Here is a 25,030-nt window from a genome sequence, read left to right as displayed (position 1 = left end):
CGACAGCGGCACGCCGTGCTCTCGGCGGCTGCGGCACCATGTCGCGAGAACGCTGGCGGGAGGCCAGCACAGGTGTTAAAGCCGGGCCGCTTTAATCCGTGACGGCTTCGGGGCCGTACAGGATCGGTTCGTTGAATGGCGCCCAAATCTTCACCGCCGGAAAATCAGAAGTCCGGATCGGCAGATGATCCTGCTGACAAGCGCGCGATGACGGCTGCGGCCAAGCCCGCGGTTCCAAAAGCCGGAACACCAAAGGCGGCCGCGAGCGACAAGGCCCCTATCGCCGGCGACGATGATGAGGAGGAGGGCGAAGAGGCCGCTCTCGATCTCGACGACGATGACGACGACGAGGATCTCGTCGTCTACACGGCCCGCGAGGCCGCCGGCGCGCTGGCGACGATCTATGGCTTCGTCTCGCCGCTGCTGGCGAAGTACAAGAAGATGCTGGCCTTCGTGACGATCGGCGTGCTGATCGAGACGCTGTTCAACGTCATCATGCCGCTGAGCCTGAAGTTCCTGATCGACGACGCGCTCGGCGAGGAGGATTTCGAGGCGCTCTACCGCATCCTCGGCGTGCTGGCCGCGGCCGGCATCTTCACCTCGATCGTCGCCGTGCTCTATGAGCGCTGGGATGCGCGTCTGGCGGCCGGCATCATCTCGGATGTCCGCACGCGTCTGTTCGATCACGTGCAGAACCTGCCGGCAGCCTATTTCCAGCGCACCAAGCGCGGCGAGATCCTGTCACGCTTCTCGGTCGACATGTCGGCCTTCGAGGGCGTGGTCAAGACCTTCGTCAACAGCGCGGCCCTGCCGCTGCTCGAGCTCATCGCCGGCATTGTCCTGATGCTGTTTCTCAACTGGCAGCTCGCGGCGATCGCGCTCTTGGTGTTCCCGATCACCCTGATCGGGCCGCGCATCCTGACGCCCAAGGCGGTGCAGGCCAATTACGAGCAGAAGCTCAACGAGGCTTCGCTGCTTGGCGTCATCCAGGAGAACATCGCGGCGCAGGCGGTCATCAAGGCTTTCAGCCTGCATCGCAAGGTGTTCGGCTGGTTCTCCTTCCGCAACGACGAGGCGCGGCGAAAGATCGCAGATGCGATGTTCCTGTCGACGATGGTCGAGCGCTCGGTGACGATCGCGGTGCTGCTGCTGCATCTCGTGGTGCTGGCGATCGGCGCCTATCTCGCCACCAAGGGCCAGATCACGATCGGCACCTTCGTCACCTTCGAGAGCGCGTTCTGGGAGGTGTCCTACAACATTGCCCACGTCATGCATTTCGTGCCGGTGTCGATCTCCTCGGCGGCCGCGATCCGTCACATGCAGGAGCTGCTGGACGAGCCGACGCGCGGCGCGGACCGGCCGGGCGCGCCGGACCTGCCGCGCATCAGCCACGACATCACCTTCGAGCGCGTCAGCTTCCAGTACGAGGGCAGTGAGACGCCGGTGCTCGACAATCTCAGCCTCAAGCTCGATGTCGGCAAGCGCATCGCGATCGTCGGGCCCTCCGGTTCCGGCAAGAGCACGCTGCTCAATTTGATCCTGCGGCTCTACGTCCCGGACGAGGGGCGCGTGACGATCGACGGCGTCGACATCCGCAAGGTGACGCGCGATTCGCTCCGCGGCAGCATGGCCGTCGTGTTCCAGGAGAACATGCTGTTCAACATGTCGCTGCGCGAGAACATCCGGCTCGGCAAGGAGGGGGCGACCGACGAGGAGGTGGAGGAAGCGGCCAAGAAGGCCGAGATCCACCGCTACATCATGAGCCTGCCGCAGAAATACGACACCCTCGTTGGCGAGCGCGGCGACACGCTGTCCGGCGGCCAGCGCCAGCGCATCGCGATCGCCCGGGCCATCATCCGCAATCCCTCGGTGCTGCTGCTCGACGAGGCGACCTCGGCGCTCGACCAGACCACGGAAGCCGCGATCAACCGCACCTTGCTCAAGGTCGCCAAGGGCCGCACCATGATCTGGTCGACCCACCGCCTGACCTCGGTGGTCGAGATGGACGAGATCATCGTCATCTCCGGCGGCCGCGCCATCGAGCGCGGCAGCCATGCCGAGCTGCTGGCCAAGAACGGTACCTATCGCAAGCTCTGGGACGACCAGGGCCACCAGCCGAGCCGGCTCGCTCAGGCGGATGACGACAGCGACGACGAGGACGAGGAAGAGGAAGAGGAAGACGACCTCGAGGACGATGAGGACGATGAGGAGTGACCCGCAGCCCGCATGAGCGCAGTGACATGCGGGGTCTCACGAGCTTTTGGTGAGACCCCGGATATCGCTGCGCTCTTCCGGGCTACGAGAACCCGCCTGGAGCCCCGCGCTTTCAAGTCGGTGTCGCACGCCGCGGCCGAGCGAGACCGCAAACCGCGCCCAGCGCTGCGCCAGCCAATACGGGCCGGTGCCGATCGAGACCTCTCGGAAACGCCAGGCCTTGTCGAGCGACCACGCGTCGCAGGCTGTCTTGACCGGATCGTCGTAGAACGCCGCGATCTTGCCCTCGCTCATCCCGTCGGTGGCGAGCCAGCGCGGGATGTGCACGTTGCACAGGCGCTCGACATCGGTGAACACCTTGTCGGAGCCCGTACCCGTGACCGGGCAGGTGGTGCAGAACGCGTCGCCGACCAGGACGACGCCGGGCATGCGATAGCCGCTGTTGATGATGAGGTCGGCCGGCCGGACCTTGACCTCGCCGGTCACGGCGTAGTCGCCGGTGATCCGCTTAAGGCCGGGCAGGGCGGCCTGCAGCATCTTGACCGGGTCGTGCCGGACGGCCCGCAGCCAGGGATCGTCGACCTCGCGATAGGCGAACAGATTGGCCCGCATGCGGTCGCCGATCGGGAACAGCGTGACGTAGGGCACCCGGCTGCTGGCCCGCTCCTGGAAATAGGTCATGGCCGGAAACGGGAAGGTGGGGCGCCCGATCGGCACCAGATCGAAGCCGACCGAGATCGAGTGGGCTGGGCTGGTGATCCTGCGGGTGATTCCCAGCATGTGACGAAGCCCGACATTCAGGCCGTTGGCGAGCACGACCAGACGGGCGGAGAGGATCTCTCCGTTCGACAGGGTGACCGATTGGCGGTCTTCGCTGGGGTTGATCGCGACCGCCTTGGCGACGATTCGCGCGACGGCGCCGGGAACCTCCTCCCGGACCGCCGCGACCAGCGCATCGTACACGATCCCGTATTGATGGACCGGCGCCTTGTCGAGCACGTAGCCGAATCGCGCGATCCAGTTCTCGGACGCCAATGTCGCACGGCGCAGCGCCAGGTCGGCGCCCCCCGTGCGCCTGAAGCGCGCGATCTGCTCGGCGCCGGAGATCTTCTCGATTCGGAAGTCCGGCGGGTAGACCGGGTGCGGATCGACCAGAACCGCAGGTATGCCTGCCCGCCCCAGCATGCCGGCCGCAATCGAGCCCGCCAGACCGCCGCCAATGATCGCAATGTCGGTATATCGGGTCACCGGATGCCTCGTTGCGGCGCCATCCTGTCCGCCAAAGCCGAACAAAGCCTTAGCTCTGTTGTTTCAGCCTGTTGCTGAGCGTGAACGGACGGATTCGCCGGGCGGCCACCGCCTGCCAGGCTGCGGAGCATGGCGGCCCGCCGGTCGCGCGGCGGGCGGCAGCACAAGTGGCCGTCAGGCCCTTTGTCTCGCACCGGCATCATTGAAAGCGATTCTGCCAGGAGACCAATCTTGCAGCGACAACATGGACTTGAAAGGCAGCATTGAGTGAATAGGTGAGGCTGACCTGATGGCCGGTACCGAGCGGGCGATGGGGTGTGGTGGCCGGCTCCCGAAAGAGCGGTTTGCGCGTCCTGCGGCGTCGTTTTGCTTGACTTGGGGTTTTACCGCTTATAAAAGGCCGGCACTCAACGACAGGCGGTGAGCTTCGCCAGCGTCGGTACGGATCACCCGGACCGCCTCTAACAGGGCAAGACGGGCACCAACCTCGACGAATGCCGCTCAAACGCTGTCGATCATAGCTAGGCAATGCCAAAACGATATTCGATCTCTTGAGCTCGTTCTCTTGAGACCAATTTCGGATGCATGACCTCGGTAGGCCGCCGTCAGCGCAAGCTGAAGGGGGGTGATCGCGGTCCTCTGTGGCGTCAAGCGCTTTCCGTTCAGCGATGAATGGTTGGCGCGATTTCGTTTTGCGCGGGTTTTTCGCGCGAGGCGGCCCGGTGAGGCGGGGAACCTCGAACAGAATTTGCGGAAGCCGGTCACGGTCTCCGTTCGAACGTTGAGAAGGGTGAAGGCCAAGATGCCGACGATCAACCAGCTGATCGCAAATCCGCGCGAAGTGCAGAAGTCGCGCAAGAAGGTGCCGGCGCTGCAGCAGTCGCCGCAGAAGCGTGGCGTTTGCACGCGCGTCTACACCACGACCCCGAAGAAGCCGAACTCGGCGCTTCGTAAGGTCGCCAAGGTGCGCCTGACCAACGGCTTCGAGGTGATCGGCTACATCCCGGGTGAGGGCCATAACCTGCAGGAGCACTCGGTGGTCATGATCCGCGGCGGTCGCGTCAAGGACTTGCCGGGCGTTCGCTACCACATCCTCCGCGGCGTGCTGGATACCCAGGGCGTCAAGAACCGTAAGCAGCGCCGTTCGAAGTATGGCGCGAAGCGTCCGAAGTAAGACGTTCGAGAAAAGCGGGAAAAGATCACATGTCGCGTCGCCATTCAGCCGAAAAGCGTGAAGTGCTTCCGGATCCGAAGTTCGGGAACATCATCGTCACCAAGTTCATGAATTCGGTGATGTACGCCGGCAAGAAGTCGGTCGCCGAAGGTATTGTCTACGGCGCGTTCGGCATCATCGAGTCCAAGACCAAGCAGAGCCCGCTGACGGTGTTCGAGCAGGCGCTGGAAAACGTCATGCCGACGATCGAAGTGCGCTCGCGCCGCGTCGGTGGTGCGACCTACCAGGTGCCGGTCGAAGTTCGCTCGACCCGCCGGCAGGCGCTGGGCATTCGCTGGCTGATCTCGGCGGCCCGCGACCGCAACGAGAAGACCATGACCGAGCGGCTTTCGGCGGAGCTGCTCGATGCCTCGAACAATCGGGGTAACGCCGTGAAGAAGCGTGAAGACGTGCACCGGATGGCGGAAGCCAACCGCGCCTTCTCGCACTACCGCTGGTAACAGCGGCCCGAACGGAAATCAGGGAACAGATCCATGCCCCGCCAACACGCCATCGAAGACTATCGTAACTTCGGTATCATGGCGCATATCGACGCCGGTAAGACCACGACGACCGAGCGCATCCTGTATTACACCGGCAAGAGCCACAAGATCGGCGAAGTGCACGAAGGTGCCGCGACGATGGACTGGATGGAGCAGGAGCAGGAGCGTGGCATCACGATCACTTCCGCTGCCACCACCGCGTTCTGGAATGGCAAGCGCCTGAACATCATCGACACCCCCGGCCACGTCGACTTCACCATCGAAGTCGAGCGTTCGCTCCGCGTGCTCGACGGTGCCGTATGCGTGCTCGACTCCAACCAGGGCGTCGAGCCGCAGACCGAGACCGTCTGGCGTCAGGGCGACAAGTACAAGGTGCCGCGCATCGTCTTCGCCAACAAGATGGACAAGACCGGTGCCGACTTCTTCAAGTGCCTGGCCGACATCGTCGACCGCCTGGGCGCGAAGCCGGTTGCGATCCAGCTGCCGATCGGCGCCGAGAACAACTTCAAGGGCTGCATCGACCTCGTGACGATGAAGGCGATCGTCTGGAACGACGAAGCGCTCGGCGCGAAGTTCGACTACGCCGAGATCCCGGCTGATCTGGCCGATCAGGCCAAGGAATATCGCGAGAAGCTGGTGGAAGCTGCCGTCGAGCTCGACGACGATGCCTTGACCGCGTTCCTCGACGGCAAGGAGCCGGACGAGGCGACGCTCAAGAAGCTGATCCGCAAGGCGGTGCTGACCGGAGCCTTCTATCCGGTGCTGTGCGGCTCGGCCTTCAAGAACAAGGGCGTTCAGCCCCTGCTCGACGCGGTCGTCGACTACCTGCCGTCGCCGCTCGACGTGCCCGCGATCAAGGGCACCGACGACAAGGGCAACGAAGTCGTGCGCAAGGCGGACGACAAGGAGCCTCTGGCGCTGCTGGCGTTCAAGATCATGGACGACCCCTTCGTCGGCACGATCACGTTCTGCCGCATCTATTCGGGCATCCTGACCTCGGGCACCGGCGTCGTGAACTCGACCCGCGAGAAGAAGGAGCGCATCGGCCGCATGCTGCTGATGCATGCGAACAATCGCGAGGACATCAAGGAAGCCTATGCCGGCGACATCGTCGCTCTCGCAGGCCTCAAGGAAGCCCGCACCGGTGACACGCTGTGCGATCCGTCCAACCAGGTGATCCTGGAAAAGATGGAATTCCCGGAGCCGGTCATCGAGATCGCGATCGAGCCGAAGTCGAAGGCCGACCAGGAGAAGCTCGGTGTCGCGCTGGCGAAGCTGGCCGCGGAGGATCCGTCCTTCCGCGTGTCGACGGACCACGAGTCGGGCCAGACCATCCTCAAGGGGATGGGCGAGCTCCATCTCGACATCAAGGTCGACATCCTGAAGCGCACCTATAAGGTGGATGCGAACATCGGCGCGCCGCAGGTGGCGTTCCGTGAGCGCATTACCAAGCCGGCCAATGTGGACTACACCCACAAGAAGCAGACCGGCGGCACGGGCCAGTTCGCGGCCGTGAGCCTCGTGGTCGAGCCGAACGAGCCGGGCGGCGGTTACGTGTTCGAGTCCAAGATCGTCGGCGGTGCGGTTCCGAAGGAATACATCCCCGGCGTCGAAAAGGGCATCGAGAGTGTGCTCGGCGCGGGCGTTGTTGCCGGCTTCCCGGTGGTCGACGTCAAGGTCGCGCTGGTCGACGGCAAGTATCACGACGTCGACTCGTCGGCGCTGGCCTTCGAAATCGCGTCCCGCGCGGCTTTCCGCGAAGCGCTGCAGAAGGGCAAGTCGGTTCTGCTCGAGCCGATCATGAAGGTCGAGGTCGTGACCCCGGAAGACTACACCGGTTCGGTCATCGGCGACCTGAACTCGCGTCGTGGCCAGATCCAGGGCCAGGACATGCGCGGCAACGCCAACGTCATCAACGCGATGGTGCCGCTCATGAACATGTTCGGTTACGTGAATAACCTGCGCTCGATGAGCCAGGGTCGCGCGACCTTCACGATGCAGTTCTCGCACTACGCTGAAGCGCCGGCCAACGTGTCGGCGGAAGTCCAGAAGAAGTTTGCCTGATTGTCGCGAGCTCAAGTTAGCGACTGAACGGAGAGTCAAATGGCCAAAGCTAAATTTGAACGTAACAAGCCCCACTGCAACATCGGCACCATCGGTCACGTCGACCATGGCAAGACCTCGCTGACGGCTGCCATCACCAAGATCCTGGCCGAGACGGGCGGTGCGACGTTCACTGCCTACGACCAGATCGACAAGGCGCCGGAAGAGAAGGCCCGCGGCATCACCATCTCGACGGCTCACGTCGAGTACGAGACCAAGAACCGCCACTACGCGCACGTCGACTGCCCCGGCCACGCCGACTACGTGAAGAACATGATCACCGGCGCCGCCCAGATGGACGGTGCGATCCTGGTCGTGTCGGCCGCTGACGGCCCGATGCCGCAGACCCGCGAGCACATCCTGCTCGCCCGCCAGGTCGGCGTGCCCGCGCTGGTCGTGTTCCTCAACAAGTGCGACATGGTCGACGATCCGGAGCTGCTTGAGCTGGTCGAGCTCGAAGTTCGCGAGCTGCTCTCGAAGTACGAATTCCCGGGCGACAAGATCCCGATCATCAAGGGCTCGGCGCTGGCCGCTCTGGAAGATTCGGACAAGAAGCTCGGCCACGACGCCATCCTCGAGCTGATGCGCAATGTCGACGAGTACATTCCGCAGCCGGAGCGTCCGATCGATCAGCCCTTCCTGATGCCGGTCGAAGACGTGTTCTCGATCTCGGGCCGCGGCACCGTGGTGACCGGCCGTGTCGAGCGCGGCATCATCAAGGTCGGTGAGGAAATCGAGATCGTCGGCATCCGTCCGACCCAGAAGACCACCGTCACCGGCGTCGAGATGTTCCGCAAGCTGCTCGATCAGGGCCAGGCCGGCGACAACATCGGTGCGCTGCTCCGCGGCACCAAGCGTGAGGACGTCGAGCGCGGCCAGGTTCTCTGCAAGCCGGGTTCGGTCAAGCCGCACACCAAGTTCAAGGCTGAGGCGTACATCCTCACCAAGGAAGAGGGCGGCCGCCACACCCCGTTCTTCACCAACTATCGCCCGCAGTTCTACTTCCGCACGACCGACGTGACCGGCGTCGTTCATCTGCCGGAAGGCACCGAGATGGTGATGCCGGGCGACAACATCGCGATGGAAGTGCACCTGATCGTGCCGATCGCGATGGAAGAGAAGCTGCGCTTCGCCATTCGTGAAGGCGGCCGTACCGTCGGCGCCGGCGTCGTCGCCTCGATCATCGAGTAACAACAGCGAATAGGGAATGGCGGGTGGCGAATGGAGATTATCCATTCGCCGTTCGCTACTCGCCACTCACTACTCACAGAAAGATACGGCAATGAACGGCCAAAATATCCGCATCCGTCTCAAGGCGTTTGACCATCGTATCCTCGATACGTCGACGCGCGAGATCGTCAACACGGCGAAACGGACCGGCGCGCAGGTTCGCGGACCCATTCCGCTGCCGACCCGCATCGAGAAGTTCACCGTGAACCGTTCGCCGCACGTCGACAAGAAGAGCCGCGAGCAGTTCGAGATGCGCACCCACAAGCGCCTGCTCGACATCGTCGATCCGACCCCGCAGACCGTCGATGCTCTCATGAAGCTCGATCTGGCCGCCGGCGTCGACGTCGAGATCAAGCTCTAAGTTTTTGGATTCACGTTCGCCTTTTCGCGGACATAGAGAAGAACAGGAAGCACGCCGATGCGCTCCGGAGTGATCGCACAAAAGGTCGGGATGACGCGGGTCTTCACGGAGACCGGCGAACATATCCCCGTGACCGTGCTGAAGCTCGGCAATTGCCAGGTGGTCGGTCACCGCACCACCGAGAAGAACGGCTACGTCGCGCTGCAGCTCGGCAGCGGCAGCCGCAAGACGGTCTACATGCCGAAGGCGGAGCGCGGCCAGTTCGCGGTCGCCAAGGTCGAGCCGAAGCGCAAGCTCGCCGAATTCCGTGTCAGCGAGGACTCGCTGATCCCGGTCGGCGCCGAGATCCAGGCCGACCACTTCGTCGTCGGTCAGTTCGTCGACGTCACCGGCACCTCGGTCGGTAAGGGCTTCGCCGGCGGCATGAAGCGCTGGAACTTCGGCGGTCTGCGCGCCACGCACGGTGTGTCGATCTCGCACCGTTCGATCGGTTCGACCGGTGGCCGTCAGGACCCCGGCAAGACCTGGAAGAACAAGAAGATGCCCGGTCACATGGGTGTCGACCGCATCACCACGCTGAACCTGCGTGTGGTGCAGACGGACGTCGAGCGCGGCCTGATCCTGGTCGAAGGCGCGGTGCCCGGCTCCAAGGGTGGCTGGATCTCGGTGCGCGACGCCGTGAAGAAGCCGCTGCCGAAGGAAGCGCCGAAGCCCGGCAAGTTCAAGGTCGCGGGTGAGCAGGCTGCCGAAGCGCCGGCCGTGCAGGAGGGCGCATAAATGGAACTGAAAGTCACCACGCTCGAGGGCAAGGAAGCCGGCTCCGTCCAGCTGTCCGACGCCATCTTCGGTCTGGAGCCGCGCGCTGACATCATTCAGCGCTGCGTCCAGTGGCAGCTCAACAAACGCCAGGCCGGTACCCACAAGGCCAAGGGCCGCGCCGAGATCTGGCGCACCGGCAAGAAGATGTACAAGCAGAAGGGCACCGGCGGTGCTCGTCACGGCTCGGCCCGCGTGCCGCAGTTCCGTGGCGGCGGCCGCGCCTTCGGTCCGGTCGTGCGTTCGCATGCGACCGACCTGCCGAAGAAGGTCCGTGCAATGGCGCTGAAGCATGCGTTGTCGGCCAAGGCCAAGGACGGTGATCTGGTCGTGCTGGAGAACGCCACCCTCGAGGCGGCGAAGACCAAGGCGCTGATCGGACACTTCTCCGGTCTCGGCCTGACCAATGCGCTGATCATCGACGGCGCCGAGCTGCACACCGGTTTCGCCAATGCCGCCCGCAACATCCCGAACATGGATGTACTGCCGATCCAGGGCATCAACGTCTATGACATCCTGCGCCGTCAGAAGCTCGTGCTGACCAAGGCGGCGATCGATGCGCTGGAGGCGCGCTTCAAATGAAGACCATCGATCCGCGCCACTACGACATCATCATCGCGCCGGTCGTGACCGAGAAGGCGACCTTCGCCTCGGAGCACAACAAGGTTCTGTTCAAGGTGGCCGCCAAGGCGACCAAGCCGCAGATCAAGGAAGCGATCGAGAAGCTGTTCGACGTCAAGGTCAAGAGCGTCAATACGCTCGTCCGCAAGGGCAAGACCAAGGTGTTCCGCGGCAATTTCGGTTCGCAATCGGACAGCAAGCGGGCGATCGTGACCCTCGAAGAGGGCCACCGGATCGACGTCACCACCGGACTGTAAGGCTGAGCTGCCATGGCACTGAAGACATTCAATCCCACGACGCCGGGCCAGCGCCAGCTGGTGATGGTCGATCGTTCGGCCCTGTACAAGGGCAAGCCGGTCAAGGCGTTGACCGAGGGCAAGCAGTCGAGCGGCGGCCGCAACAACACCGGCCGCATCACGGTTCGCTTCCTCGGCGGCGGCCACAAGCAGTCGTACCGCACGGTCGACTTCAAGCGCGACAAGGTCGACGTTCCCGCGACCGTCGAGCGCCTGGAGTATGACCCGAACCGGACGGCCTTCATCGCCCTGGTCAAGTACCAGGACGGCGAGCTCGCCTACATCCTGGCGCCGCAGCGCCTGGCGGTCGGCGACACCATCGTCGCCGGCAATTATGTCGACGTGAAGCCGGGCAACGTCATGCCGCTCGGCAACATGCCGGTGGGCACGATCGTCCACAACATCGAGGTCAAGATCGGGAAGGGCGGCCAGCTCGCGCGTTCGGCCGGCACCTATGCCCAGATCGTCGGTCGCGACCAGGACTACGTGATCGTCCGCCTGAACTCGGGCGAGCAGCGCCTGGTGCATGGCCGCTGCCGCGGCACCATCGGTGCGGTGTCGAACCCGGACCACATGAACACCTCGATCGGCAAGGCCGGCCGCAAGCGTTGGATGGGCCGTCGCCCGCACAACCGCGGTGTCGCGATGAACCCGATCGACCATCCGCACGGCGGCGGCGAAGGCCGTACCTCGGGCGGTCGTCACCCGGTCACTCCATGGGGCAAGCCCACCAAGGGCAAGAAGACCCGCACCAACAAGTCGACCGACAAATTCATTCTCTTGAGCCGCCACAAGCGGAAGAAGTAAGGAACGACGGACATGGTTCGTTCAGTCTGGAAAGGCCCGTTCGTCGAGGCGTCGCTGCTCAAGAAGGCAGATGCGGCGCGCGCGTCCGGCCGTCACGACGTCATCAAGATCTGGAGCCGCCGCTCGACCATCCTGCCGCAGTTCGTCGGCCTGACGTTCGGCGTCTACAACGGCCAGAAGCACGTGCCGGTGGCGATCAACGAAGAGATGGTCGGCCACAAGTTCGGCGAGTTCTCGCCGACCCGCACCTTCCACGGCCATTCGGGCGATAAGAAAGCCAAGAAGGCTTGAGGATTAAGCGATGAGCAAACCAAAGCGCGAACGGAGCCTCCCCGACAACGAGGCCAAGGCTGTGGCCCGGATGCTTCGGGTGAGCCCGCAGAAGCTGAACCTGGTGGCGCAGATGATCCGCGGCCGCAAGGCGTCGGCAGCCCTCGCCGACCTGCAGTTCTCGCGCAAGCGGATTGCGGTCGACGTCAAGAAGTGCCTGGAATCGGCGATCGCCAATGCCGAGAACAACCACGAGCTCGAGGTCGACGATCTCGTCGTCTCGCAGGCTTTCGTCGGCAAGGGAATCGTGATGAAGCGTTTCTCGCCGCGCGGCCGTGGCCGTTCGGGCCGAGTTTTCAAACCGTTTTCGCAGCTGACGATCATTGTGCGTCAGGTCGAGGCGAGCGCTTAAAGCAGGCGCTGGGAGAATACGATGGGTCAAAAGATCAATCCGATCGGTCTGCGTCTCGGCATCAACCGGACCTGGGATTCGCGCTGGTTCGCCGGCAAGGCCGAGTACGGCAAGCTGCTGCATGAGGACGTCAAGATCCGCGAGATCCTGCACAAGGAGCTCAAGCAGGCGGCCGTCGCCCGCATCGTGATCGAGCGTCCGCACAAGAAGTGCCGCGTCACGATCCACTCGGCGCGTCCCGGCGTCGTGATCGGCAAGAAGGGCGCCGACATCGACAAGCTGCGCAAGCGCGTCGCCGACATCACGTCGTCTGACGTCGTCATCAACATCGTCGAGATCCGCAAGCCGGAGCTCGATGCCACGCTGGTCGCCGAGTCGATCGCTCAGCAGCTCGAGCGTCGCGTCGCGTTCCGCCGCGCCATGAAGCGCGCCGTGCAGTCGGCGATGCGTCTCGGCGCCGAGGGCATCCGCATCAACTGCTCGGGTCGTCTGGGCGGCGCGGAAATCGCCCGCATGGAGTGGTATCGCGAGGGCCGGGTGCCGCTGCACACGCTGCGCGCCGACATCGACTACGGTGTGGCCACCGCGTTCACCACCTTCGGCACCTGCGGCGTGAAGGTCTGGATCTTCAAGGGCGAGATCCTTGAGCACGATCCGATGGCACAGGACAAGCGGATGAACGAAGGCGGCGGCGAGAGCTCGCAGCCCCGGTCGCGCCGCGACGCGGCCTGATCGATCAGCCGCGACAAGACAGGTTTGAGGGCTCAAAGCCATGATGCAACCAAAGAAGACCAAGTTCCGAAAGGCGCATAAGGGCCGTATCCACGGCGTTGCGTCCTCGGGCGCGACGCTGGCCTTCGGCCAGTTCGGGCTGAAGGCGATGGAGCCGGATCGCGTCACCGCGCGCCAGATCGAGGCCGCCCGTCGTGCTTTGACCCGTCACATGAAACGCGCCGGCCGCGTCTGGATCCGGGTGTTCCCGGACCTGCCGGTGTCGAAGAAGCCGGCCGAAGTCCGCATGGGCTCCGGCAAGGGCTCGCCGGAATTGTGGGTGGCTCGCGTCAAGCCGGGCCGGGTGATGTTCGAGATCGATGGTGTCAGCAACCAGATCGCGCGCGAGGCGCTGACGCTGGCCGCCGCCAAGCTGCCGATCAAGACGCGCTTCGTCGAGCGCATTGCGGAGTAATGGTCATGGCCGAGATGAAGATTGCCGACATTCGCGCGATGAGCCCCGATCAGATGGACGATGCGATCGTCAATCTGAAGAAGGAGCGCTTCAACCTGCGCTTCCAGCGCGCCACCGGGCAGCTCGAGAACACCGCCCGCCTGCGTGAAGCGCGCCGCGACATCGCCCGTATCAAGACCATCGCCGCGCAGCAGCGCGCCAAGACGAAGTAAGAGGCTCGACATGCCGAAACGGACCCTCCAGGGCGTTGTCGTCAGCGACAAGCAGGCCAAGACGGTGGTCGTGCGCGTCGACCGGCGCTTCACCCACCCGATCTACAAGAAGACGATCCGCCGCTCGAAGAACTACCACGCCCACGACGAGAACAACGAGTTCAAGCCGGGCGACATGGTCTGGATCGAGGAGAGCAAGCCGATCTCGAAGCTCAAGCGCTGGACGGTGGTCCGCGGCGAGCATAAGAAAACCGCCTGAGTCGTGAGACGCGGCCCTGATTGAAGGGGCCGGTTTCGCTTTCGGGATCAGAAAAGGCGCAGCTTTCCTGCGCAGCAGATGAAGAGGACGAGGTGCATCAATGATTCAGATGCAGACCAACCTCGACGTGGCCGATAATTCCGGCGCACGCCGTGTCATGTGTATCAAGGTGCTCGGTGGCTCGAAGCGCCGCTACGCCACCGTCGGCGACATCATCGTGGTGTCGATCAAGGAAGCCATTCCGCGTGGCAAGGTGAAGAAGGGCGACGTCATGAAGGCCGTCGTGGTGCGCGTCCGCAAGGACATTCGCCGCGCCGACGGCTCGGTGATCCGCTTCGACCGCAACGCGGCCGTTCTGATCAACAACCAGTCGGAGCCGGTCGGCACCCGTATCTTCGGGCCGGTGCCGCGCGAGCTGCGCGCCAAGAACCACATGAAGATCATTTCGCTCGCGCCGGAGGTGCTGTGATGGCTGCCAAGATCCGCAAGGGCGACAAGGTGATCGTCCTGACCGGTCGCGACAAGGGTCGCACCGGCGAGGTGTACGAGGTGCGTCCCGACGCCGGCACGGCGCTGGTGCGCGGCATCAACCTGGTGAAGCGTCATCAGAAGCAGACGCAGAACCAGGAAGGCGGCATCATCACCAAGGAAGCGCCGATCAACCTGTCCAACGTCGCCTACGTCGGCAAGGACGGCAAGCCGACGCGCATCGGATTCAAGATTCAGGCGGACGGCAAGAAGGTCCGCGTTGCCAAGAGCTCGGGAGTTGAGATCGATGGCTGAGACTGCTTACACCCCGCGCCTCCGCACGGAATACGATCGCACGATCAAGAGCCAGCTGACCGAAAAGTTCGGCTACGCCAACGTCATGCAGGTGCCGCGGCTCGACAAGGTCGTGCTCAACATGGGCATCGGCGAGGCCGTGAACGACCGCAAGAAGGCAGAGACGGCGGCGGCCGACCTGTCGCTGATCGCCGGCCAGAAGGCGGTCGTGACCTATTCGCGCGTCGCCATCGCTACCTTCAAGCTGCGCGAGAACCAGCCGATCGGCTGCAAGGTCACGCTGCGCAAGACCAAGATGTACGAGTTCATCGACCGCCTGATCAACGTCGCGCTGCCGCGCGTCCGCGACTTCCGCGGCCTGAACCCGAAGAGCTTCGACGGCCGCGGCAACTATTCGCTCGGCATCAAGGAGCACATCATTTTCCCCGAGATCGACTTCGACAAGGCCGGGGAGAGCTGGGGCATGGACATCACGGTGTGCACCACCGCGACGACCGACGACGAGGCCCGTGCCCTTCTGACCGCATTCAATTTCCCGTTCCGGCAGTGAGCAGCTGACTTCAAGCTTCTCAAACGCGGATACCCAGGAGCCAAGCATGGCAAAGAAGAGTTCAGTCGAGAAGAACAACCGGCGCAAGCGGATGGCGAAGAACGCCGCCCCGAAGCGTGCGCGGTTGAAGGCGATCATCGCCGACAAGACCAAGCCGATGGAGGAGCGCTTCGCCGCGACCCTGAAGCTGGCCGAAATGCCGCGCAACTCGTCGGCCACCCGCATCCGCAACCGATGCGAGCTGACGGGCCGTCCGCGGTCGAACTACCGCAAGAACAAGCTGAGCCGCATCGCGCTGCGCGAGCTCGGATCCAAGGGCCTGGTTCCGGGCCTCGTGAAGTCGAGCTGGTAAGGAGGGTCGAACATGTCAACGCACGATCCCATCAGCGATCTGATCACCCGCATCCGCAACGCGCAGATGCGCTCGAAGTCGAAGGTTTCGACGCCGGGCTCCAAGATGCGCGCAAGCGTGCTCGAAGTGCTGAAGTCCGAAGGCTACATCCGCGGCTACGCCACGGTGGAGCATCCGTCGGGCCGCAGCGAGATCGAGATCGAGCTGAAATATTTCGACGGCGAGCCCGTGATCCGTGAGATCGAGCGCGTCTCGAAGCCCGGCCGGCGCGTCTACACCTCGGTGAAGAACCTGCCGCGCGTGAACAACGGGCTCGGAATTTCTGTTTTGTCGACGCCGAAGGGAATCATGGCCGACCATAGCGCGCGTGACGCGAATGTCGGCGGTGAAGTTCTCTTCACGGTGTTCTAAGAAGGATTGAGCCATGTCACGTATTGGCAAGAAGCCTGTGGCGGTGCCGTCCGGTGTGACGGCTTCCGTCGACGGACAGACCGTCAAGATGAAGGGGCCGAAGGGCCAGCTTCAGTTCATCGTTCATGACGACGTGGACGTGAAGTTCGAGAACGGCCAGGTCAAGGTTGCCCCGCGCGCCGAGACCAAGCGCGCGCGCTCGCTGTACGGCACCGCCCGCGCCCAGATCGCCAACCTTGTGGAAGGCGTGACCAAGGGCTTCGAGAAGAAGCTTGAGATCACCGGCGTCGGCTACCGTGCCGCGATGCAGGGCAAGAACCTGCAGCTCGCGCTCGGCTACAGCCACGACGTCGTCTACCAGATCCCGGAAGGCATCACGATCGCGGTGCCGAAGCCGACCGAGATCACGGTCACGGGCATCGACCCGCAGCGCGTCGGCCAGGTGGCCGCCGAAATCCGCGCCTACCGTCCGCCGGAGCCCTACAAGGGCAAGGGCGTGAAGTACGCGGGTGAATTCATCTTCCGCAAGGAAGGCAAGAAGAAGTAACGGAGCCGGACATGTCGAGAGCAAAGGTTACGAATGCCCGGCGCAAGCAGCGTGTGAGGCTGTCGCTGCGCCGCTCCGCCGGCGGCCGTCCGCGTCTGTCTGTGTTCCGCTCGTCGAAGCACATCTACGCTCAGGTCATCGACGATCAGAAGGGCGAGACGCTCGCCTCCGCGTCGTCGATGGAGAAGGAGATGCGCGCGGCCGGCAACACCGGTGCCGACATCGACGCGGCCAAGGCGGTGGGCAAGCTGCTCGCCGAGCGCGCGGTGAAGGCCGGGATCAAGGAAGTCGTGTTCGATCGCGGCGGCTATCTCTATCACGGGCGCGTCAAGGCGCTGGCCGATGCGGCGCGCGAGAGCGGGCTGAGCTTCTAACATCAATGGATATGGGCGCGAGAGCCCCTCAGAAGATTGGATAGCACCATGGCAGGTGAACGGGAACGAGGCGGTCGCGATCGCAAGGAGCGCGAGGAGCGCGACAGCGAGTTCGTCGACAAGCTCGTCCACATCAACCGAGTCGCGAAGGTCGTGAAGGGCGGTAAGCGCTTCGGCTTTGCGGCGCTCGTCGTGATCGGCGATCAGAAGGGCCGGGTCGGCTTCGGCCACGGCAAGGCGCGCGAAGTGCCGGAGGCGATCCGCAAGGCGACCGACTCCGCCAAGCGCAATTTGACCCGCGTCGCGCTGCGCGAAGGCCGCACTCTGCACCACGACATCTTCGGTCGTCACGGTGCGGGCCGCGTCTATCTGCGTGCCGCTCCGGCCGGTACCGGCATCATCGCCGGCGGCCCGATGCGCGCCGTGTTCGAGACGCTGGGCATCCAGGACGTGGTGGCGAAGTCGATCGGCTCGTCGAACCCGTACAACATGGTTCGCGCGACCTTCAACGCGCTGAAGCACCAGGATAGCCCGCGCTCGGTCGCTGCCCGCCGCAACATCAAGGTGTCGACCCTGCAGGCCCGCCGCGTCGGTGGCGATGCCGAGGCAGCCGCCGACTAACGAACGCGCGCCGCCACCGGCTGGCGCATCTCGGAGTGAGGACAATGGCTGACGCCAAGACGATCAAGATCGAGCAGATCGGCAGCCCGATCCGCCGGCATCATTCGCAGCGCGAGACGCTGATCGGGTTGAAGCTCAACAAGATCGGCCGCGTGACCGAGCTGGCGGATACGCCGTCGGTGCGCGGCATGATCACCAAGGTTCATCATCTCGTCCGCATCGTCGACGAGAAGTAAGGAGAAGGGCGATGAAGCTCAGCGATATCGCCGACAACGCCGGCGCGCGCAAGAAGCGCATGCGCGTCGGCCGCGGCATCGGCTCCGGCAAGGGCAAGACTTCCGGCCGTGGCGGCAAGGGCCAGACCGCACGCTCCGGCGTGCGCATCAAGGGCTTCGAAGGCGGTCAGATGCCGATGCATCGCCGTCTGCCGAAGCGCGGCTTCAACAACATCTTCGCGCTCGATTTCGTCGAGATCAATCTCGACCGGATCCAGCAGGCGATCGATGCCAAGAAGCTGGATGCCGGCAGCGTGATCAACGCCGAATCCCTCGTGAAGTCGGGCGCGCTGCGCCGCGCCAAGGACGGCGTGCGTCTGCTCGGCCGCGGCGAGCTCACCGCGAAGATCAACATCGAGGTGCATGGTGCCTCGAAGTCGGCGATCGCGGCGGTCGAGAAGGCCGGCGGCACCGTCAAGCTCCTGGCTCCGGCCAAGGACGAAGGCGAAGCGGCGTAACTTCTGCGTCATCTCCCTGCCTTCGGTTCATGCCGAAGCGGGCAGGGCGATGGACAGACTGCGCCTGCGCACCAGATAATATTCGACGTCTGCCCAAGCCCCGCGAGCCCTCGCGGGGCTGATGCGGTCAAGAACGGGCGGCGGGAGAAAGCTAGACATGGCCTCAGCAGCGGAACAACTTGCGGCAAACCTCAATTTCGGCGCGCTTGCAAAAGCCGATGAGCTGAAGAAGCGCATCTGGTTCACCCTCGGCGCGCTGCTGGTCTACCGCCTCGGCACCTATATTCCGCTGCCCGGCATCGATCCGAACATCTGGGATTCGGTGTTCCGCACCCAGGCCGGCGGCATTCTCGGCATGTTCAACATGTTCGCCGGCGGCGGCATCCACCGCATGGCGATTTTCGCGTTGAACATCATGCCGTACATCTCGGCATCGATCATCATCCAGCTCTTGACCACCGTCTCGCCGCAGCTCGAAGCCCTCAAGAAAGAGGGTGAGGCGGGCCGCAAGATGCTGAACCAGTACACCCGCTATCTGACGGTGATCCTGGCCGCCGTGCAGTCCTACGGCATCGCCGTCGGCCTCGAGGGCGCCGGCAATGTGGTCGCCGATCCCGGCCTGTTCTTCCGCCTGTCGACTGCGATCACGCTGACCGGCGGCACCATGTTCCTGATGTGGCTGGGCGAGCAGATCACCTCGCGCGGCATTGGCAACGGCATCTCGCTGATCATCCTGTCCGGCATCGTCGCGGAGCTGCCCTCGGCGCTTGCCAACATGCTCGAGCTCGGACGCCAGGGCGCGCTGTCGACCGGCCTGATCCTGATCGTCATCGTGATGGCGGTCGCCGTGATCGCCTTCATCGTGTTCATGGAGCGCGCCCAGCGCCGCCTCCTGATCCAGTATCCGAAGCGTCAGGTCGGCAACAAGATGTTCGAGGGCCAGTCCTCGCATCTGCCGCTGAAGCTCAACACTTCGGGCGTGATTCCGCCGATCTTCGCCTCGTCGCTGCTGCTGCTGCCGACCACGGTCGCCAATTTCAACGCCGGCAAGGGGCCGGAATGGTTCCAGTGGATCACCACCCAGCTCGGCCACGGCCGCCCGCTGTTCCTGGTGCTGTATCTGGCTCTGATCCTGTTCTTCGCGTTCTTCTATACGGCCATCGTATTCAACCCGACCGAGACGGCCGACAATCTGAAGAAGCATGGCGGCTTCATCCCGGGCATCCGGCCGGGTGAGCGCACTGCGGAATACATCGATTACGTGCTGTCGCGGATCACCGTGCTCGGCGCCATCTATCTGGCGATCGTGTGTCTGATCCCGGAAATTCTGATTTCCTACGCTTCCGTCCCGTTCTACTTTGGTGGCACTTCGCTTCTGATCGTGGTCAGCGTTACGATGGATACCGTGGCGCAGGTTCAGGGTTATCTGCTCGCCCATCAGTATGAGGGGCTGATCAGGAAGTCGAAGTTGCGGGGGCGTCGCCGCTGATCGCGGCGAATCCGCGCCCGGGAACCAAAAGCCAAGAACAAGGTGTGCGGGAGGGTCGCTCACCGTGTGCCGGGGGGCGAAATTCGATGAGACTCATTCTTCTGGGACCGCCCGGTTCGGGCAAGGGCACGCAGGCGCAGCGCCTGGTGCAGCGTCATGGCATCGTCCAGCTATCGACCGGCGATATGCTGCGTGCCGCTGTGGCCGCGCAGACGCCGATCGGGCTGAAGGCCAAGGACATCATGGCGGCCGGCGGCCTGGTGCCGGACGAGGTCGTGGTTGGCATCATTGCCGACCGAATCGAGCAGCCTGATGCGGCGAATGGTTTCATTCTGGATGGTTTCCCGCGAACCGTGCCGCAGGCCGAGGCGCTGGACGCGCTGCTCAAGCAGAAGCAGATGAAGCTGGACGCCGTGATCGAGCTCCGGGTCAACGAAGGCGTGCTGCTGGAGCGGGTCGAGCGCCGGGCGGCCGAGACGCGGGCTCGCGGCGAGGCGGTCAGGGCGGACGATACCCCGGAGGTGCTCACCAAGCGCCTGGCCAGCTACCGCGATCAGACCGAGCCGCTGATCCACTATTATTCCGACCACCGGATGCTCGCGACCGTCGACGGCATGATGCCGATCGAGGAGGTGACCGAGGAGATCGGCCGAATCCTGGCCGCCGTCGGCAAGAGTGGGGGCAGTCGGGCGGCGAAGAAGGCGAGCCAGGCCAAGCGGAGCCCCAAAGCTTCGGGCAAGGCCACGCCGGCGAAATCGGCCAAGAAGGCCGCCAAAAAGGCTCCGAAGGCGGCTGCCCCGGTGAAAAAGGCCGGCAAGACAGCCAAAAGGGCGGCCAGGACTGCAACAAAGGCCGCCAAGGCGGCCCCCAAGAAGGCCTCCAAGGCTTCGAAGAAGGCCCCAAAGGCCGCCGCCAAGGCGACCGGGGGAACCCGGAAAACCTCTGCAAAGGCGCCAAAAAAGCGCGCCAAGAGGTGATCGAATCTTGTAGGGGCGGTTGACGACCGCCGTGTGAATCCATTAATAAGCCCGCATCCAAGTCGGATAGTTTCCCAAAGATGCCGGGCCCCAGGAATCGAGGGGTGGGCGTCTTGTTCGCGTTTGCGGACGCCTGCCCGAGATAGCGAGAACGAAGGCCGGTCCGTCCTTGGATCGGTGACAGGAGAGAAGTCCGTGGCCCGTATTGCCGGTGTCAACATCCCGACCAACAAGCGCGTCCTGATCGCGCTCCAGTATATCCATGGCATTGGCCCGAAGATCGCGGCCGACATCATCGAGAAGGTGAAGATTGCCGAGGATCGTCGCGTCAACCAGCTGAGCGACCAGGAAGTCCTGCAGATCCGCGAAGTCATCGACCGTGACTATGTCGTCGAGGGCGACCTGCGGCGCGAGACCGGCATCAACATCAAGCGGCTGATGGACCTCGGCTGCTATCGCGGCCTGCGTCATCGCCGCGGCCTGCCGGTGCGCGGTCAGCGCACCCATACCAATGCGCGTACGCGCAAGGGTCCGGCCAAGGCGATCGCCGGCAAGAAGAAGTAATTTTGGCGAGTTGCTGATAGCGAGTGGCGAGTAGGGGAGTTCCCTATTCGCTACTCGCTATTCACCATTCGCGCTTTTGGTGTAGCCGCTGGCACTACGGCGGCGTTGAGATCTCGAGAAAGGTACCTATATGGCCAAGGAAGCCGCACGTGTCCGTCGTCGTGAGCGCAAGAACATCGCCTCCGGCGTCGCCCACGTGAATTCGTCGTTCAACAACACGACCATCACCATCACCGATGCCCAGGGCAACACCATTGCCTGGTCGTCGGCCGGCACGATGGGTTTCAAGGGATCGCGCAAGTCGACCCCGTATGCTGCGCAAGTCGCGGCGGAGGACGTGTCCAAGAAGGCCCAGGAGCACGGCATGCGCACCCTCGAGGTCGAGGTTGCCGGTCCGGGTTCTGGCCGTGAGTCGGCCCTGCGCGCGCTGCAGGCCGCGGGCTTCACCGTCACCTCGATCCGCGACGTGACGACGATCCCGCACAATGGCTGCCGTCCGCGCAAGCGCCGGCGCGTCTGATGTGAAGATGTGAAAGAGGCGGACAGCATGTCCGCCTCGTCGTGCTTTTGAGACATTTCGGTTGCCGCGATCTGATGCGCGGTTCTCCAACGCCAGTCAGTCAGATTCCATGACCGGCCAATGGGTGAAACAGTGACGATCCAGAAGAATTGGCAAGAATTGATTCGGCCGAACAAGCTCCAGGTCACGCCGGGCTCCGACGCGACCCGTTTCGCCACGGTGGTCGCCGAGCCGCTGGAGCGCGGCTTCGGCCAGACGCTGGGCAATGCGCTGCGCCGCATCCTGCTGTCGTCGTTGCAGGGCGCCGCGGTGCAGTCGGTGCACATCGACGGCGTGCTGCACGAGTTCTCCTCGATCGCCGGTGTCCGCGAGGACGTCACCGACATCGTGCTGAACATCAAGGATATCGCGATCAAGATGCAGGGCGAAGGCCCGAAGCGCATGGTCGTGAAGAAGCAGGGCCCGGGTGCCGTCACTGCCGGTGACATCCAGACCGTCGGCGACATCGTCGTGCTCAACCCCGACCTGCCGCTCTGCACCCTGGACGAGGGCGCGGAGATTCGCATGGAGTTCACGGTCGCGACCGGCAAGGGCTACGTCGCCGCTGATCGCAACCGTCCCGAGGATGCGCCGATCGGCCTGATCCCGGTCGACAGCCTGTTCTCCCCGGTCCGCAAGGTCTCCTACAAGGTCGAGAACACCCGCGAGGGCCAGATCCTCGACTACGACAAGCTGACCATGACGATCGAGACCAACGGCGCGATCTCGCCGGAGGACGCGGTGGCCTATGCTGCCCGCATCCTGCAGGATCAGCTGAACGTGTTCGTCAACTTCGAAGAGCCGCGCAAGGAAGTCGCCCAGGAGATCATCCCGGACCTCGCCTTCAATCCGGCCTTCCTCAAGAAGGTGGACGAGCTCGAGCTGTCGGTGCGTTCGGCCAACTGCTTGAAGAACGACAACATCGTCTACATCGGCGACCTCGTGCAGAAGTCGGAAGCGGAGATGCTGCGCACCCCGAACTTCGGCCGCAAGTCGCTGAACGAGATCAAGGAAGTGCTGGCCCAGATGGGTCTGCATCTCGGCATGGAAGTGCCGGGCTGGCCGCCGGAGAACATCGACGAGCTGGCCAAGCGCTTCGAGGATCACTACTGAGCGAATAGGAATGGCGAATGGCGAGTAGGGAGTAGCGAATAGAGACGACACTATTCGCTACTCCCTACTCGTTACTCGCCCTTCCGGGCGAACGCAGGCAGCCCACCTGAGAGCAACATGTCCGACGAACCGTCGCGGCAGAATGAAATGAAGGACTAAGACAATGCGTCACGGCAAGGTTCATCGGAAGCTCAACCGCACCGCCGAGCATCGCAAGGCGATGTTCGCCAACATGTGCGCCGCGCTGATCAAGCACGAGCAGATCGTCACCACGCTGCCGAAGGCCAAGGAGCTGCGGCCGATCGTCGAGAAGCTCGTCACCCTCGGCAAGAAGGGTGGCCTCGCCCTGCGCCGTCAGGCGATCGCCGAGATGCGCGACGTCGACCAGGTCAAGAAGCTGTTCGACGTGCTGGCGCCCCGCTACAAGGACCGCAACGGCGGCTACACCCGCATCATCAAGGCCGGCTTCCGCTACGGCGACAACGCCGCGATGGCCGTGATCGAGTTCGTCGATCGCGACGTCGATGCCAAGGGCCAGGATTCCGGCCCGGTGCAGGAGACCTCGGAAGCCGCATAAGCGGCGCTCCGATGTGAGTTTGCCAGACGGCGCCTTCGGGCGCCGTTTTCGTTTTGGTGGACCCGTAGCCCGGATGAGCGCAGCGACATCCGGGTTTATCGCTGCGGCTCGAGAGACCCCGGATGTCGCTGCGCTCATCCGGGCTACGCAAAATCAACGGAGCCGCGCATGAACACCGCAGAGCTACGCCTCACCTACGAGCGGGATGAGGACGGCACGGGCAAGATCATCGCCGTGGCGAGGGCCGGCGCGTTTGCCGGGCGCGGCGAGGCGTGGTTCGGCAATGATCTGGACGCCTTTCTGAAGGAGCTGCGTTCGTTTCCGCTGTCATCGGAGAAGCCGCCGATGATCGAGGGCGGGTATTACGACGGCAAAGGCAGCCTCGCGGAATGTCACGTCCGGATCATCGTCAAGCCGCACGACATGAAGGGCACCTTGCTGGTCCATGCCGATCTGGCGACCCTCGTTCAGCACACACCAGATTTCGACGTGCAGAACTGCGCCTCGATCCGCTTCCTCACCGAGTATGCGGAGCTGGATCGCTTCGCCGCGGAATTCGGGGAGATGTTGAAAGGGCGGCGTGAGGTCGCGACCCTGATGGGAGCCACGAGCTGAAGAGGACGGGGGCTGGTCTCGCTCTGTAGCCCGGATGAGCGCAGCGACATCCGGGGTCTCACCGACGGTCGTGATGAACCCGGATATCGCCGCGCTCATCCGGGCTACCGCCAGAAAGGATCAGCTCTGCGTGCAGCGCGTTGGGGTCGGCGCAATGGCGACCTACATCCGTTTCTCCAGCACAACGGAGAGCTGCTCATGCACATCGACCTCTCGGGAAAGACCGCGCTCGTCACCGGTTCCACCGCCGGCATCGGCTTTGCCATTGCCAAAGGGCTGGCCGCGTCCGGCGCCGAGGTGGTCGTCAACGGCCGTGCCCAAGGCCGCGTCGACGACGCTGTGGCCAGGCTGAAGCAGGCGGTGTCCGGCGCCAAGCTGCGTGGCGTCGTCGGCGACGTCGCGCAGGTCGACGGCGGCAATGCCATCGTCACGGCGGTCCCCGAGGTCGACATCCTCGTGAACAATGCCGGCATCTTCGAGCCGAAGGACTTCTTCGACATTCCCGACGAGGACTGGAGCCGCTTCTTCGAGGTGAACGTGATGTCCGGCGTGCGCATGGCGCGCGCCTACATGCAGGGCATGCTGAAGCGCAACTGGGGCCGCATCATCTTCATCTCCTCGGAATCGGGGCTGAACATCCCGACCGAGATGATCCACTACGGCATGACCAAGACGGCGCAGCTCGCGGTCTCGCGTGGCCTTGCCAAGCTCACGCGCGGCACCGGCGTCACCGTCAATGCGGTGCTGCCGGGGCCGACGATGTCCGAAGGCGTCGAGACCTTCGTCAAGGATCTGGCACGGCAGAACGGCCAATCGGAAGAGGAGGCGGCGGCGGCGTTCGTCAAGCAGCACCGGCCGGCCTCGTTGCTGCAGCGCTTCGCCAGCGTCGACGAGATCGCCAATATGGTCGTGTACGTCGCCTCGCAGCAGGCTTCGGCGACCAACGGCGCCGCGCTGCGGGCCGAGGGCGGCATCGTCGACACAATTGCATAGCGGGCTACAGGGTGAGGCCAG

General features: G+C 63.9%; 35 protein-coding genes. 34 read left to right on the top strand and 1 reads right to left on the bottom strand.

Annotated features, from left to right (window positions below; all coding sequences use genetic code 11):
* Window positions 1-135: 135 nt before the first annotated feature.
* Entirely contained in the window at window positions 136-2,214 is a 2,079-nt protein-coding gene (locus tag HL666_RS05350) for an ABC transporter ATP-binding protein (protein ID WP_172180296.1), read from the top strand.
* A gap of 36 nt (window positions 2,215-2,250) precedes the next feature.
* On the opposite strand, the gene HL666_RS05345 is transcribed toward HL666_RS05350, so the two are convergent.
* Window positions 2,251-3,462, bottom strand: a complete 1,212-nt coding sequence (locus HL666_RS05345; protein ID WP_172180295.1) for an FAD-dependent oxidoreductase — start codon at window positions 3,460-3,462, stop codon at window positions 2,251-2,253.
* Between the two features lie 802 nt (window positions 3,463-4,264).
* Here HL666_RS05345 and rpsL point away from each other — a divergent pair.
* The 33 genes from rpsL to HL666_RS05180 all read left to right on the top strand — a co-directional run bounded on the left by rpsL (window position 4,265) and on the right by HL666_RS05180 (window position 25,009).
* Complete coding sequence (gene rpsL / locus HL666_RS05340; RefSeq protein ID WP_006611834.1) at window positions 4,265-4,636, top strand: 30S ribosomal protein S12; 372 nt, start codon at window positions 4,265-4,267, stop codon at window positions 4,634-4,636.
* Window positions 4,637-4,665: 29 nt separating this feature from the next.
* Entirely contained in the window at window positions 4,666-5,136 is a 471-nt protein-coding gene (gene rpsG, locus HL666_RS05335) for a 30S ribosomal protein S7 (protein ID WP_015667620.1), read from the top strand.
* 33 nt (window positions 5,137-5,169) lie between these two features.
* Window positions 5,170-7,242 carry an elongation factor G gene (gene fusA / locus HL666_RS05330; RefSeq protein WP_172108062.1) on the top strand — a complete coding sequence of 691 codons (2,073 nt, stop codon included), beginning with the start codon at window positions 5,170-5,172 and terminating at the stop codon, window positions 7,240-7,242.
* A gap of 39 nt (window positions 7,243-7,281) precedes the next feature.
* The gene (gene tuf / locus HL666_RS05325) at window positions 7,282-8,472 is read left to right on the top strand and encodes an elongation factor Tu (RefSeq protein WP_006611837.1); all 1,191 of its coding nucleotides are present in this window, start codon (window positions 7,282-7,284) and stop codon (window positions 8,470-8,472) included.
* A 91-nt stretch (window positions 8,473-8,563) separates the two neighbouring features.
* Window positions 8,564-8,872, top strand: coding sequence for a 30S ribosomal protein S10 (rpsJ, locus tag HL666_RS05320; protein ID WP_002712302.1), 309 nt, complete (start codon window positions 8,564-8,566; stop codon window positions 8,870-8,872).
* A 57-nt stretch (window positions 8,873-8,929) separates the two neighbouring features.
* Window positions 8,930-9,649, top strand: a complete 720-nt coding sequence (gene rplC, locus HL666_RS05315; protein WP_006611838.1) for a 50S ribosomal protein L3 — start codon at window positions 8,930-8,932, stop codon at window positions 9,647-9,649.
* The gene (gene rplD, locus HL666_RS05310) at window positions 9,650-10,270 is read left to right on the top strand and encodes a 50S ribosomal protein L4 (RefSeq protein ID WP_172108064.1); all 621 of its coding nucleotides are present in this window, start codon (window positions 9,650-9,652) and stop codon (window positions 10,268-10,270) included.
* A complete protein-coding gene (locus tag HL666_RS05305) occupies window positions 10,267-10,566 on the top strand; it encodes a 50S ribosomal protein L23 (RefSeq protein WP_172108066.1) in 300 nt (99 codons plus the stop codon). The genes rplD and HL666_RS05305 overlap by 4 nt, the downstream gene beginning before the upstream one ends.
* A gap of 12 nt (window positions 10,567-10,578) precedes the next feature.
* Window positions 10,579-11,412 carry a 50S ribosomal protein L2 gene (rplB, locus tag HL666_RS05300; RefSeq protein ID WP_006611841.1) on the top strand — a complete coding sequence of 278 codons (834 nt, stop codon included), beginning with the start codon at window positions 10,579-10,581 and terminating at the stop codon, window positions 11,410-11,412.
* A 12-nt stretch (window positions 11,413-11,424) separates the two neighbouring features.
* A complete protein-coding gene (gene rpsS, locus HL666_RS05295) occupies window positions 11,425-11,703 on the top strand; it encodes a 30S ribosomal protein S19 (protein ID WP_006611842.1) in 279 nt (92 codons plus the stop codon).
* Between the two features lie 10 nt (window positions 11,704-11,713).
* Complete coding sequence (gene rplV, locus HL666_RS05290) at window positions 11,714-12,094, top strand: 50S ribosomal protein L22 (RefSeq protein WP_006611843.1); 381 nt, start codon at window positions 11,714-11,716, stop codon at window positions 12,092-12,094.
* A 21-nt stretch (window positions 12,095-12,115) separates the two neighbouring features.
* A complete protein-coding gene (gene rpsC, locus HL666_RS05285) occupies window positions 12,116-12,826 on the top strand; it encodes a 30S ribosomal protein S3 (protein WP_012045041.1) in 711 nt (236 codons plus the stop codon).
* Between the two features lie 40 nt (window positions 12,827-12,866).
* Window positions 12,867-13,280 carry a 50S ribosomal protein L16 gene (gene rplP / locus HL666_RS05280; RefSeq protein WP_006611845.1) on the top strand — a complete coding sequence of 138 codons (414 nt, stop codon included), beginning with the start codon at window positions 12,867-12,869 and terminating at the stop codon, window positions 13,278-13,280.
* Between the two features lie 5 nt (window positions 13,281-13,285).
* Window positions 13,286-13,492, top strand: coding sequence for a 50S ribosomal protein L29 (gene rpmC, locus HL666_RS05275; protein WP_006611846.1), 207 nt, complete (start codon window positions 13,286-13,288; stop codon window positions 13,490-13,492).
* 10 nt (window positions 13,493-13,502) lie between these two features.
* A complete protein-coding gene (rpsQ, locus tag HL666_RS05270) occupies window positions 13,503-13,751 on the top strand; it encodes a 30S ribosomal protein S17 (protein ID WP_008963469.1) in 249 nt (82 codons plus the stop codon).
* A 100-nt stretch (window positions 13,752-13,851) separates the two neighbouring features.
* Window positions 13,852-14,220, top strand: coding sequence for a 50S ribosomal protein L14 (rplN, locus tag HL666_RS05265; RefSeq protein ID WP_006611848.1), 369 nt, complete (start codon window positions 13,852-13,854; stop codon window positions 14,218-14,220).
* The gene (gene rplX / locus HL666_RS05260; protein ID WP_172108068.1) at window positions 14,220-14,534 is read left to right on the top strand and encodes a 50S ribosomal protein L24; all 315 of its coding nucleotides are present in this window, start codon (window positions 14,220-14,222) and stop codon (window positions 14,532-14,534) included. The genes rplN and rplX overlap by 1 nt, the downstream gene beginning before the upstream one ends.
* Window positions 14,527-15,084: a 50S ribosomal protein L5 gene (gene rplE, locus HL666_RS05255; protein WP_172108070.1), complete on the top strand. Its 558-nt coding sequence runs from the start codon at window positions 14,527-14,529 to the stop codon at window positions 15,082-15,084. The genes rplX and rplE overlap by 8 nt, the downstream gene beginning before the upstream one ends.
* Window positions 15,085-15,130: 46 nt before the next feature.
* On the top strand, window positions 15,131-15,436 hold the full coding sequence (gene rpsN, locus HL666_RS05250) for a 30S ribosomal protein S14 (protein ID WP_012045038.1): 306 nt from the start codon (window positions 15,131-15,133) through the stop codon (window positions 15,434-15,436).
* Between the two features lie 12 nt (window positions 15,437-15,448).
* Entirely contained in the window at window positions 15,449-15,847 is a 399-nt protein-coding gene (gene rpsH, locus HL666_RS05245) for a 30S ribosomal protein S8 (protein WP_172108072.1), read from the top strand.
* A gap of 13 nt (window positions 15,848-15,860) precedes the next feature.
* Window positions 15,861-16,394 (top strand): 50S ribosomal protein L6, encoded by a 534-nt coding sequence (gene rplF, locus HL666_RS05240; RefSeq protein ID WP_172108074.1) that lies wholly within the window; start codon window positions 15,861-15,863, stop codon window positions 16,392-16,394.
* Between the two features lie 11 nt (window positions 16,395-16,405).
* Complete coding sequence (gene rplR / locus HL666_RS05235; RefSeq protein ID WP_008963474.1) at window positions 16,406-16,768, top strand: 50S ribosomal protein L18; 363 nt, start codon at window positions 16,406-16,408, stop codon at window positions 16,766-16,768.
* A 48-nt stretch (window positions 16,769-16,816) separates the two neighbouring features.
* The gene (gene rpsE / locus HL666_RS05230; RefSeq protein WP_006611855.1) at window positions 16,817-17,389 is read left to right on the top strand and encodes a 30S ribosomal protein S5; all 573 of its coding nucleotides are present in this window, start codon (window positions 16,817-16,819) and stop codon (window positions 17,387-17,389) included.
* Between the two features lie 44 nt (window positions 17,390-17,433).
* Window positions 17,434-17,625 (top strand): 50S ribosomal protein L30, encoded by a 192-nt coding sequence (gene rpmD, locus HL666_RS05225; protein ID WP_172108075.1) that lies wholly within the window; start codon window positions 17,434-17,436, stop codon window positions 17,623-17,625.
* Window positions 17,626-17,636: 11 nt separating this feature from the next.
* Window positions 17,637-18,122, top strand: coding sequence for a 50S ribosomal protein L15 (gene rplO, locus HL666_RS05220; RefSeq protein WP_172108077.1), 486 nt, complete (start codon window positions 17,637-17,639; stop codon window positions 18,120-18,122).
* Window positions 18,123-18,279: 157 nt separating this feature from the next.
* Window positions 18,280-19,611 (top strand): preprotein translocase subunit SecY, encoded by a 1,332-nt coding sequence (secY, locus tag HL666_RS05215; protein ID WP_011926058.1) that lies wholly within the window; start codon window positions 18,280-18,282, stop codon window positions 19,609-19,611.
* Window positions 19,612-19,697: 86 nt separating this feature from the next.
* The gene (locus HL666_RS05210) at window positions 19,698-20,588 is read left to right on the top strand and encodes an adenylate kinase (RefSeq protein ID WP_172180293.1); all 891 of its coding nucleotides are present in this window, start codon (window positions 19,698-19,700) and stop codon (window positions 20,586-20,588) included.
* A 195-nt stretch (window positions 20,589-20,783) separates the two neighbouring features.
* Window positions 20,784-21,152, top strand: coding sequence for a 30S ribosomal protein S13 (gene rpsM / locus HL666_RS05205; RefSeq protein WP_172108081.1), 369 nt, complete (start codon window positions 20,784-20,786; stop codon window positions 21,150-21,152).
* A gap of 130 nt (window positions 21,153-21,282) precedes the next feature.
* Window positions 21,283-21,672 carry a 30S ribosomal protein S11 gene (gene rpsK / locus HL666_RS05200; RefSeq protein ID WP_006611861.1) on the top strand — a complete coding sequence of 130 codons (390 nt, stop codon included), beginning with the start codon at window positions 21,283-21,285 and terminating at the stop codon, window positions 21,670-21,672.
* 120 nt (window positions 21,673-21,792) lie between these two features.
* Window positions 21,793-22,824: a DNA-directed RNA polymerase subunit alpha gene (locus tag HL666_RS05195; protein ID WP_006611862.1), complete on the top strand. Its 1,032-nt coding sequence runs from the start codon at window positions 21,793-21,795 to the stop codon at window positions 22,822-22,824.
* Window positions 22,825-22,987: 163 nt separating this feature from the next.
* Entirely contained in the window at window positions 22,988-23,401 is a 414-nt protein-coding gene (rplQ, locus tag HL666_RS05190; RefSeq protein WP_006611863.1) for a 50S ribosomal protein L17, read from the top strand.
* Window positions 23,402-23,569: 168 nt separating this feature from the next.
* A complete protein-coding gene (locus tag HL666_RS05185; RefSeq protein ID WP_172180291.1) occupies window positions 23,570-24,016 on the top strand; it encodes a hypothetical protein in 447 nt (148 codons plus the stop codon).
* Between the two features lie 198 nt (window positions 24,017-24,214).
* Window positions 24,215-25,009 carry an SDR family NAD(P)-dependent oxidoreductase gene (locus tag HL666_RS05180; protein WP_172180289.1) on the top strand — a complete coding sequence of 265 codons (795 nt, stop codon included), beginning with the start codon at window positions 24,215-24,217 and terminating at the stop codon, window positions 25,007-25,009.
* The last annotated feature ends 21 nt before the right edge of the window (window positions 25,010-25,030 follow it).

The sequence above is a fragment of the Bradyrhizobium aeschynomenes genome (genome assembly GCF_013178945.1).
In the GTDB taxonomy this organism is placed as follows: domain Bacteria; phylum Pseudomonadota; class Alphaproteobacteria; order Rhizobiales; family Xanthobacteraceae; genus Bradyrhizobium; species Bradyrhizobium aeschynomenes.
This window is presented reverse-complemented; position numbering and strand designations above follow the sequence as displayed.

What these genes read in the sequence shown, in the direction of transcription:
- rpmC (WP_006611846.1), top strand. Translation starts at nt 13,286, where the DNA reads ATGGCCGAGATGAAGATTGCCGACATTCGCGCGATGAGCCCCGATCAG.
- rplE (WP_172108070.1), top strand. Translation starts at nt 14,527, where the DNA reads ATGGCTGAGACTGCTTACACCCCGCGCCTCCGCACGGAATACGATCGC.
- rpsS (WP_006611842.1), top strand. Translation starts at nt 11,425, where the DNA reads ATGGTTCGTTCAGTCTGGAAAGGCCCGTTCGTCGAGGCGTCGCTGCTC.
- fusA (WP_172108062.1), top strand. Translation starts at nt 5,170, where the DNA reads ATGCCCCGCCAACACGCCATCGAAGACTATCGTAACTTCGGTATCATG.
- tuf (WP_006611837.1), top strand. Translation starts at nt 7,282, where the DNA reads ATGGCCAAAGCTAAATTTGAACGTAACAAGCCCCACTGCAACATCGGC.
- rplQ (WP_006611863.1), top strand. Translation starts at nt 22,988, where the DNA reads ATGCGTCACGGCAAGGTTCATCGGAAGCTCAACCGCACCGCCGAGCAT.
- rplD (WP_172108064.1), top strand. Translation starts at nt 9,650, where the DNA reads ATGGAACTGAAAGTCACCACGCTCGAGGGCAAGGAAGCCGGCTCCGTC.
- rpsC (WP_012045041.1), top strand. Translation starts at nt 12,116, where the DNA reads ATGGGTCAAAAGATCAATCCGATCGGTCTGCGTCTCGGCATCAACCGG.
- rpsE (WP_006611855.1), top strand. Translation starts at nt 16,817, where the DNA reads ATGGCAGGTGAACGGGAACGAGGCGGTCGCGATCGCAAGGAGCGCGAG.
- rpsL (WP_006611834.1), top strand. Translation starts at nt 4,265, where the DNA reads ATGCCGACGATCAACCAGCTGATCGCAAATCCGCGCGAAGTGCAGAAG.
- rpsN (WP_012045038.1), top strand. Translation starts at nt 15,131, where the DNA reads ATGGCAAAGAAGAGTTCAGTCGAGAAGAACAACCGGCGCAAGCGGATG.
- HL666_RS05195 (WP_006611862.1), top strand. Translation starts at nt 21,793, where the DNA reads ATGGGTGAAACAGTGACGATCCAGAAGAATTGGCAAGAATTGATTCGG.
- rplF (WP_172108074.1), top strand. Translation starts at nt 15,861, where the DNA reads ATGTCACGTATTGGCAAGAAGCCTGTGGCGGTGCCGTCCGGTGTGACG.
- secY (WP_011926058.1), top strand. Translation starts at nt 18,280, where the DNA reads ATGGCCTCAGCAGCGGAACAACTTGCGGCAAACCTCAATTTCGGCGCG.
- rpmD (WP_172108075.1), top strand. Translation starts at nt 17,434, where the DNA reads ATGGCTGACGCCAAGACGATCAAGATCGAGCAGATCGGCAGCCCGATC.
- rpsK (WP_006611861.1), top strand. Translation starts at nt 21,283, where the DNA reads ATGGCCAAGGAAGCCGCACGTGTCCGTCGTCGTGAGCGCAAGAACATC.
- rplB (WP_006611841.1), top strand. Translation starts at nt 10,579, where the DNA reads ATGGCACTGAAGACATTCAATCCCACGACGCCGGGCCAGCGCCAGCTG.
- rplV (WP_006611843.1), top strand. Translation starts at nt 11,714, where the DNA reads ATGAGCAAACCAAAGCGCGAACGGAGCCTCCCCGACAACGAGGCCAAG.
- rpsQ (WP_008963469.1), top strand. Translation starts at nt 13,503, where the DNA reads ATGCCGAAACGGACCCTCCAGGGCGTTGTCGTCAGCGACAAGCAGGCC.
- HL666_RS05305 (WP_172108066.1), top strand. Translation starts at nt 10,267, where the DNA reads ATGAAGACCATCGATCCGCGCCACTACGACATCATCATCGCGCCGGTC.
- rplN (WP_006611848.1), top strand. Translation starts at nt 13,852, where the DNA reads ATGATTCAGATGCAGACCAACCTCGACGTGGCCGATAATTCCGGCGCA.
- rplR (WP_008963474.1), top strand. Translation starts at nt 16,406, where the DNA reads ATGTCGAGAGCAAAGGTTACGAATGCCCGGCGCAAGCAGCGTGTGAGG.
- rplC (WP_006611838.1), top strand. Translation starts at nt 8,930, where the DNA reads ATGCGCTCCGGAGTGATCGCACAAAAGGTCGGGATGACGCGGGTCTTC.
- rpsJ (WP_002712302.1), top strand. Translation starts at nt 8,564, where the DNA reads ATGAACGGCCAAAATATCCGCATCCGTCTCAAGGCGTTTGACCATCGT.
- HL666_RS05210 (WP_172180293.1), top strand. Translation starts at nt 19,698, where the DNA reads ATGAGACTCATTCTTCTGGGACCGCCCGGTTCGGGCAAGGGCACGCAG.
- rpsG (WP_015667620.1), top strand. Translation starts at nt 4,666, where the DNA reads ATGTCGCGTCGCCATTCAGCCGAAAAGCGTGAAGTGCTTCCGGATCCG.
- HL666_RS05185 (WP_172180291.1), top strand. Translation starts at nt 23,570, where the DNA reads ATGAACACCGCAGAGCTACGCCTCACCTACGAGCGGGATGAGGACGGC.
- rpsH (WP_172108072.1), top strand. Translation starts at nt 15,449, where the DNA reads ATGTCAACGCACGATCCCATCAGCGATCTGATCACCCGCATCCGCAAC.
- HL666_RS05350 (WP_172180296.1), top strand. Translation starts at nt 136, where the DNA reads ATGGCGCCCAAATCTTCACCGCCGGAAAATCAGAAGTCCGGATCGGCA.
- rplP (WP_006611845.1), top strand. Translation starts at nt 12,867, where the DNA reads ATGATGCAACCAAAGAAGACCAAGTTCCGAAAGGCGCATAAGGGCCGT.
- rplX (WP_172108068.1), top strand. Translation starts at nt 14,220, where the DNA reads ATGGCTGCCAAGATCCGCAAGGGCGACAAGGTGATCGTCCTGACCGGT.
- rplO (WP_172108077.1), top strand. Translation starts at nt 17,637, where the DNA reads ATGAAGCTCAGCGATATCGCCGACAACGCCGGCGCGCGCAAGAAGCGC.
- HL666_RS05180 (WP_172180289.1), top strand. Translation starts at nt 24,215, where the DNA reads ATGCACATCGACCTCTCGGGAAAGACCGCGCTCGTCACCGGTTCCACC.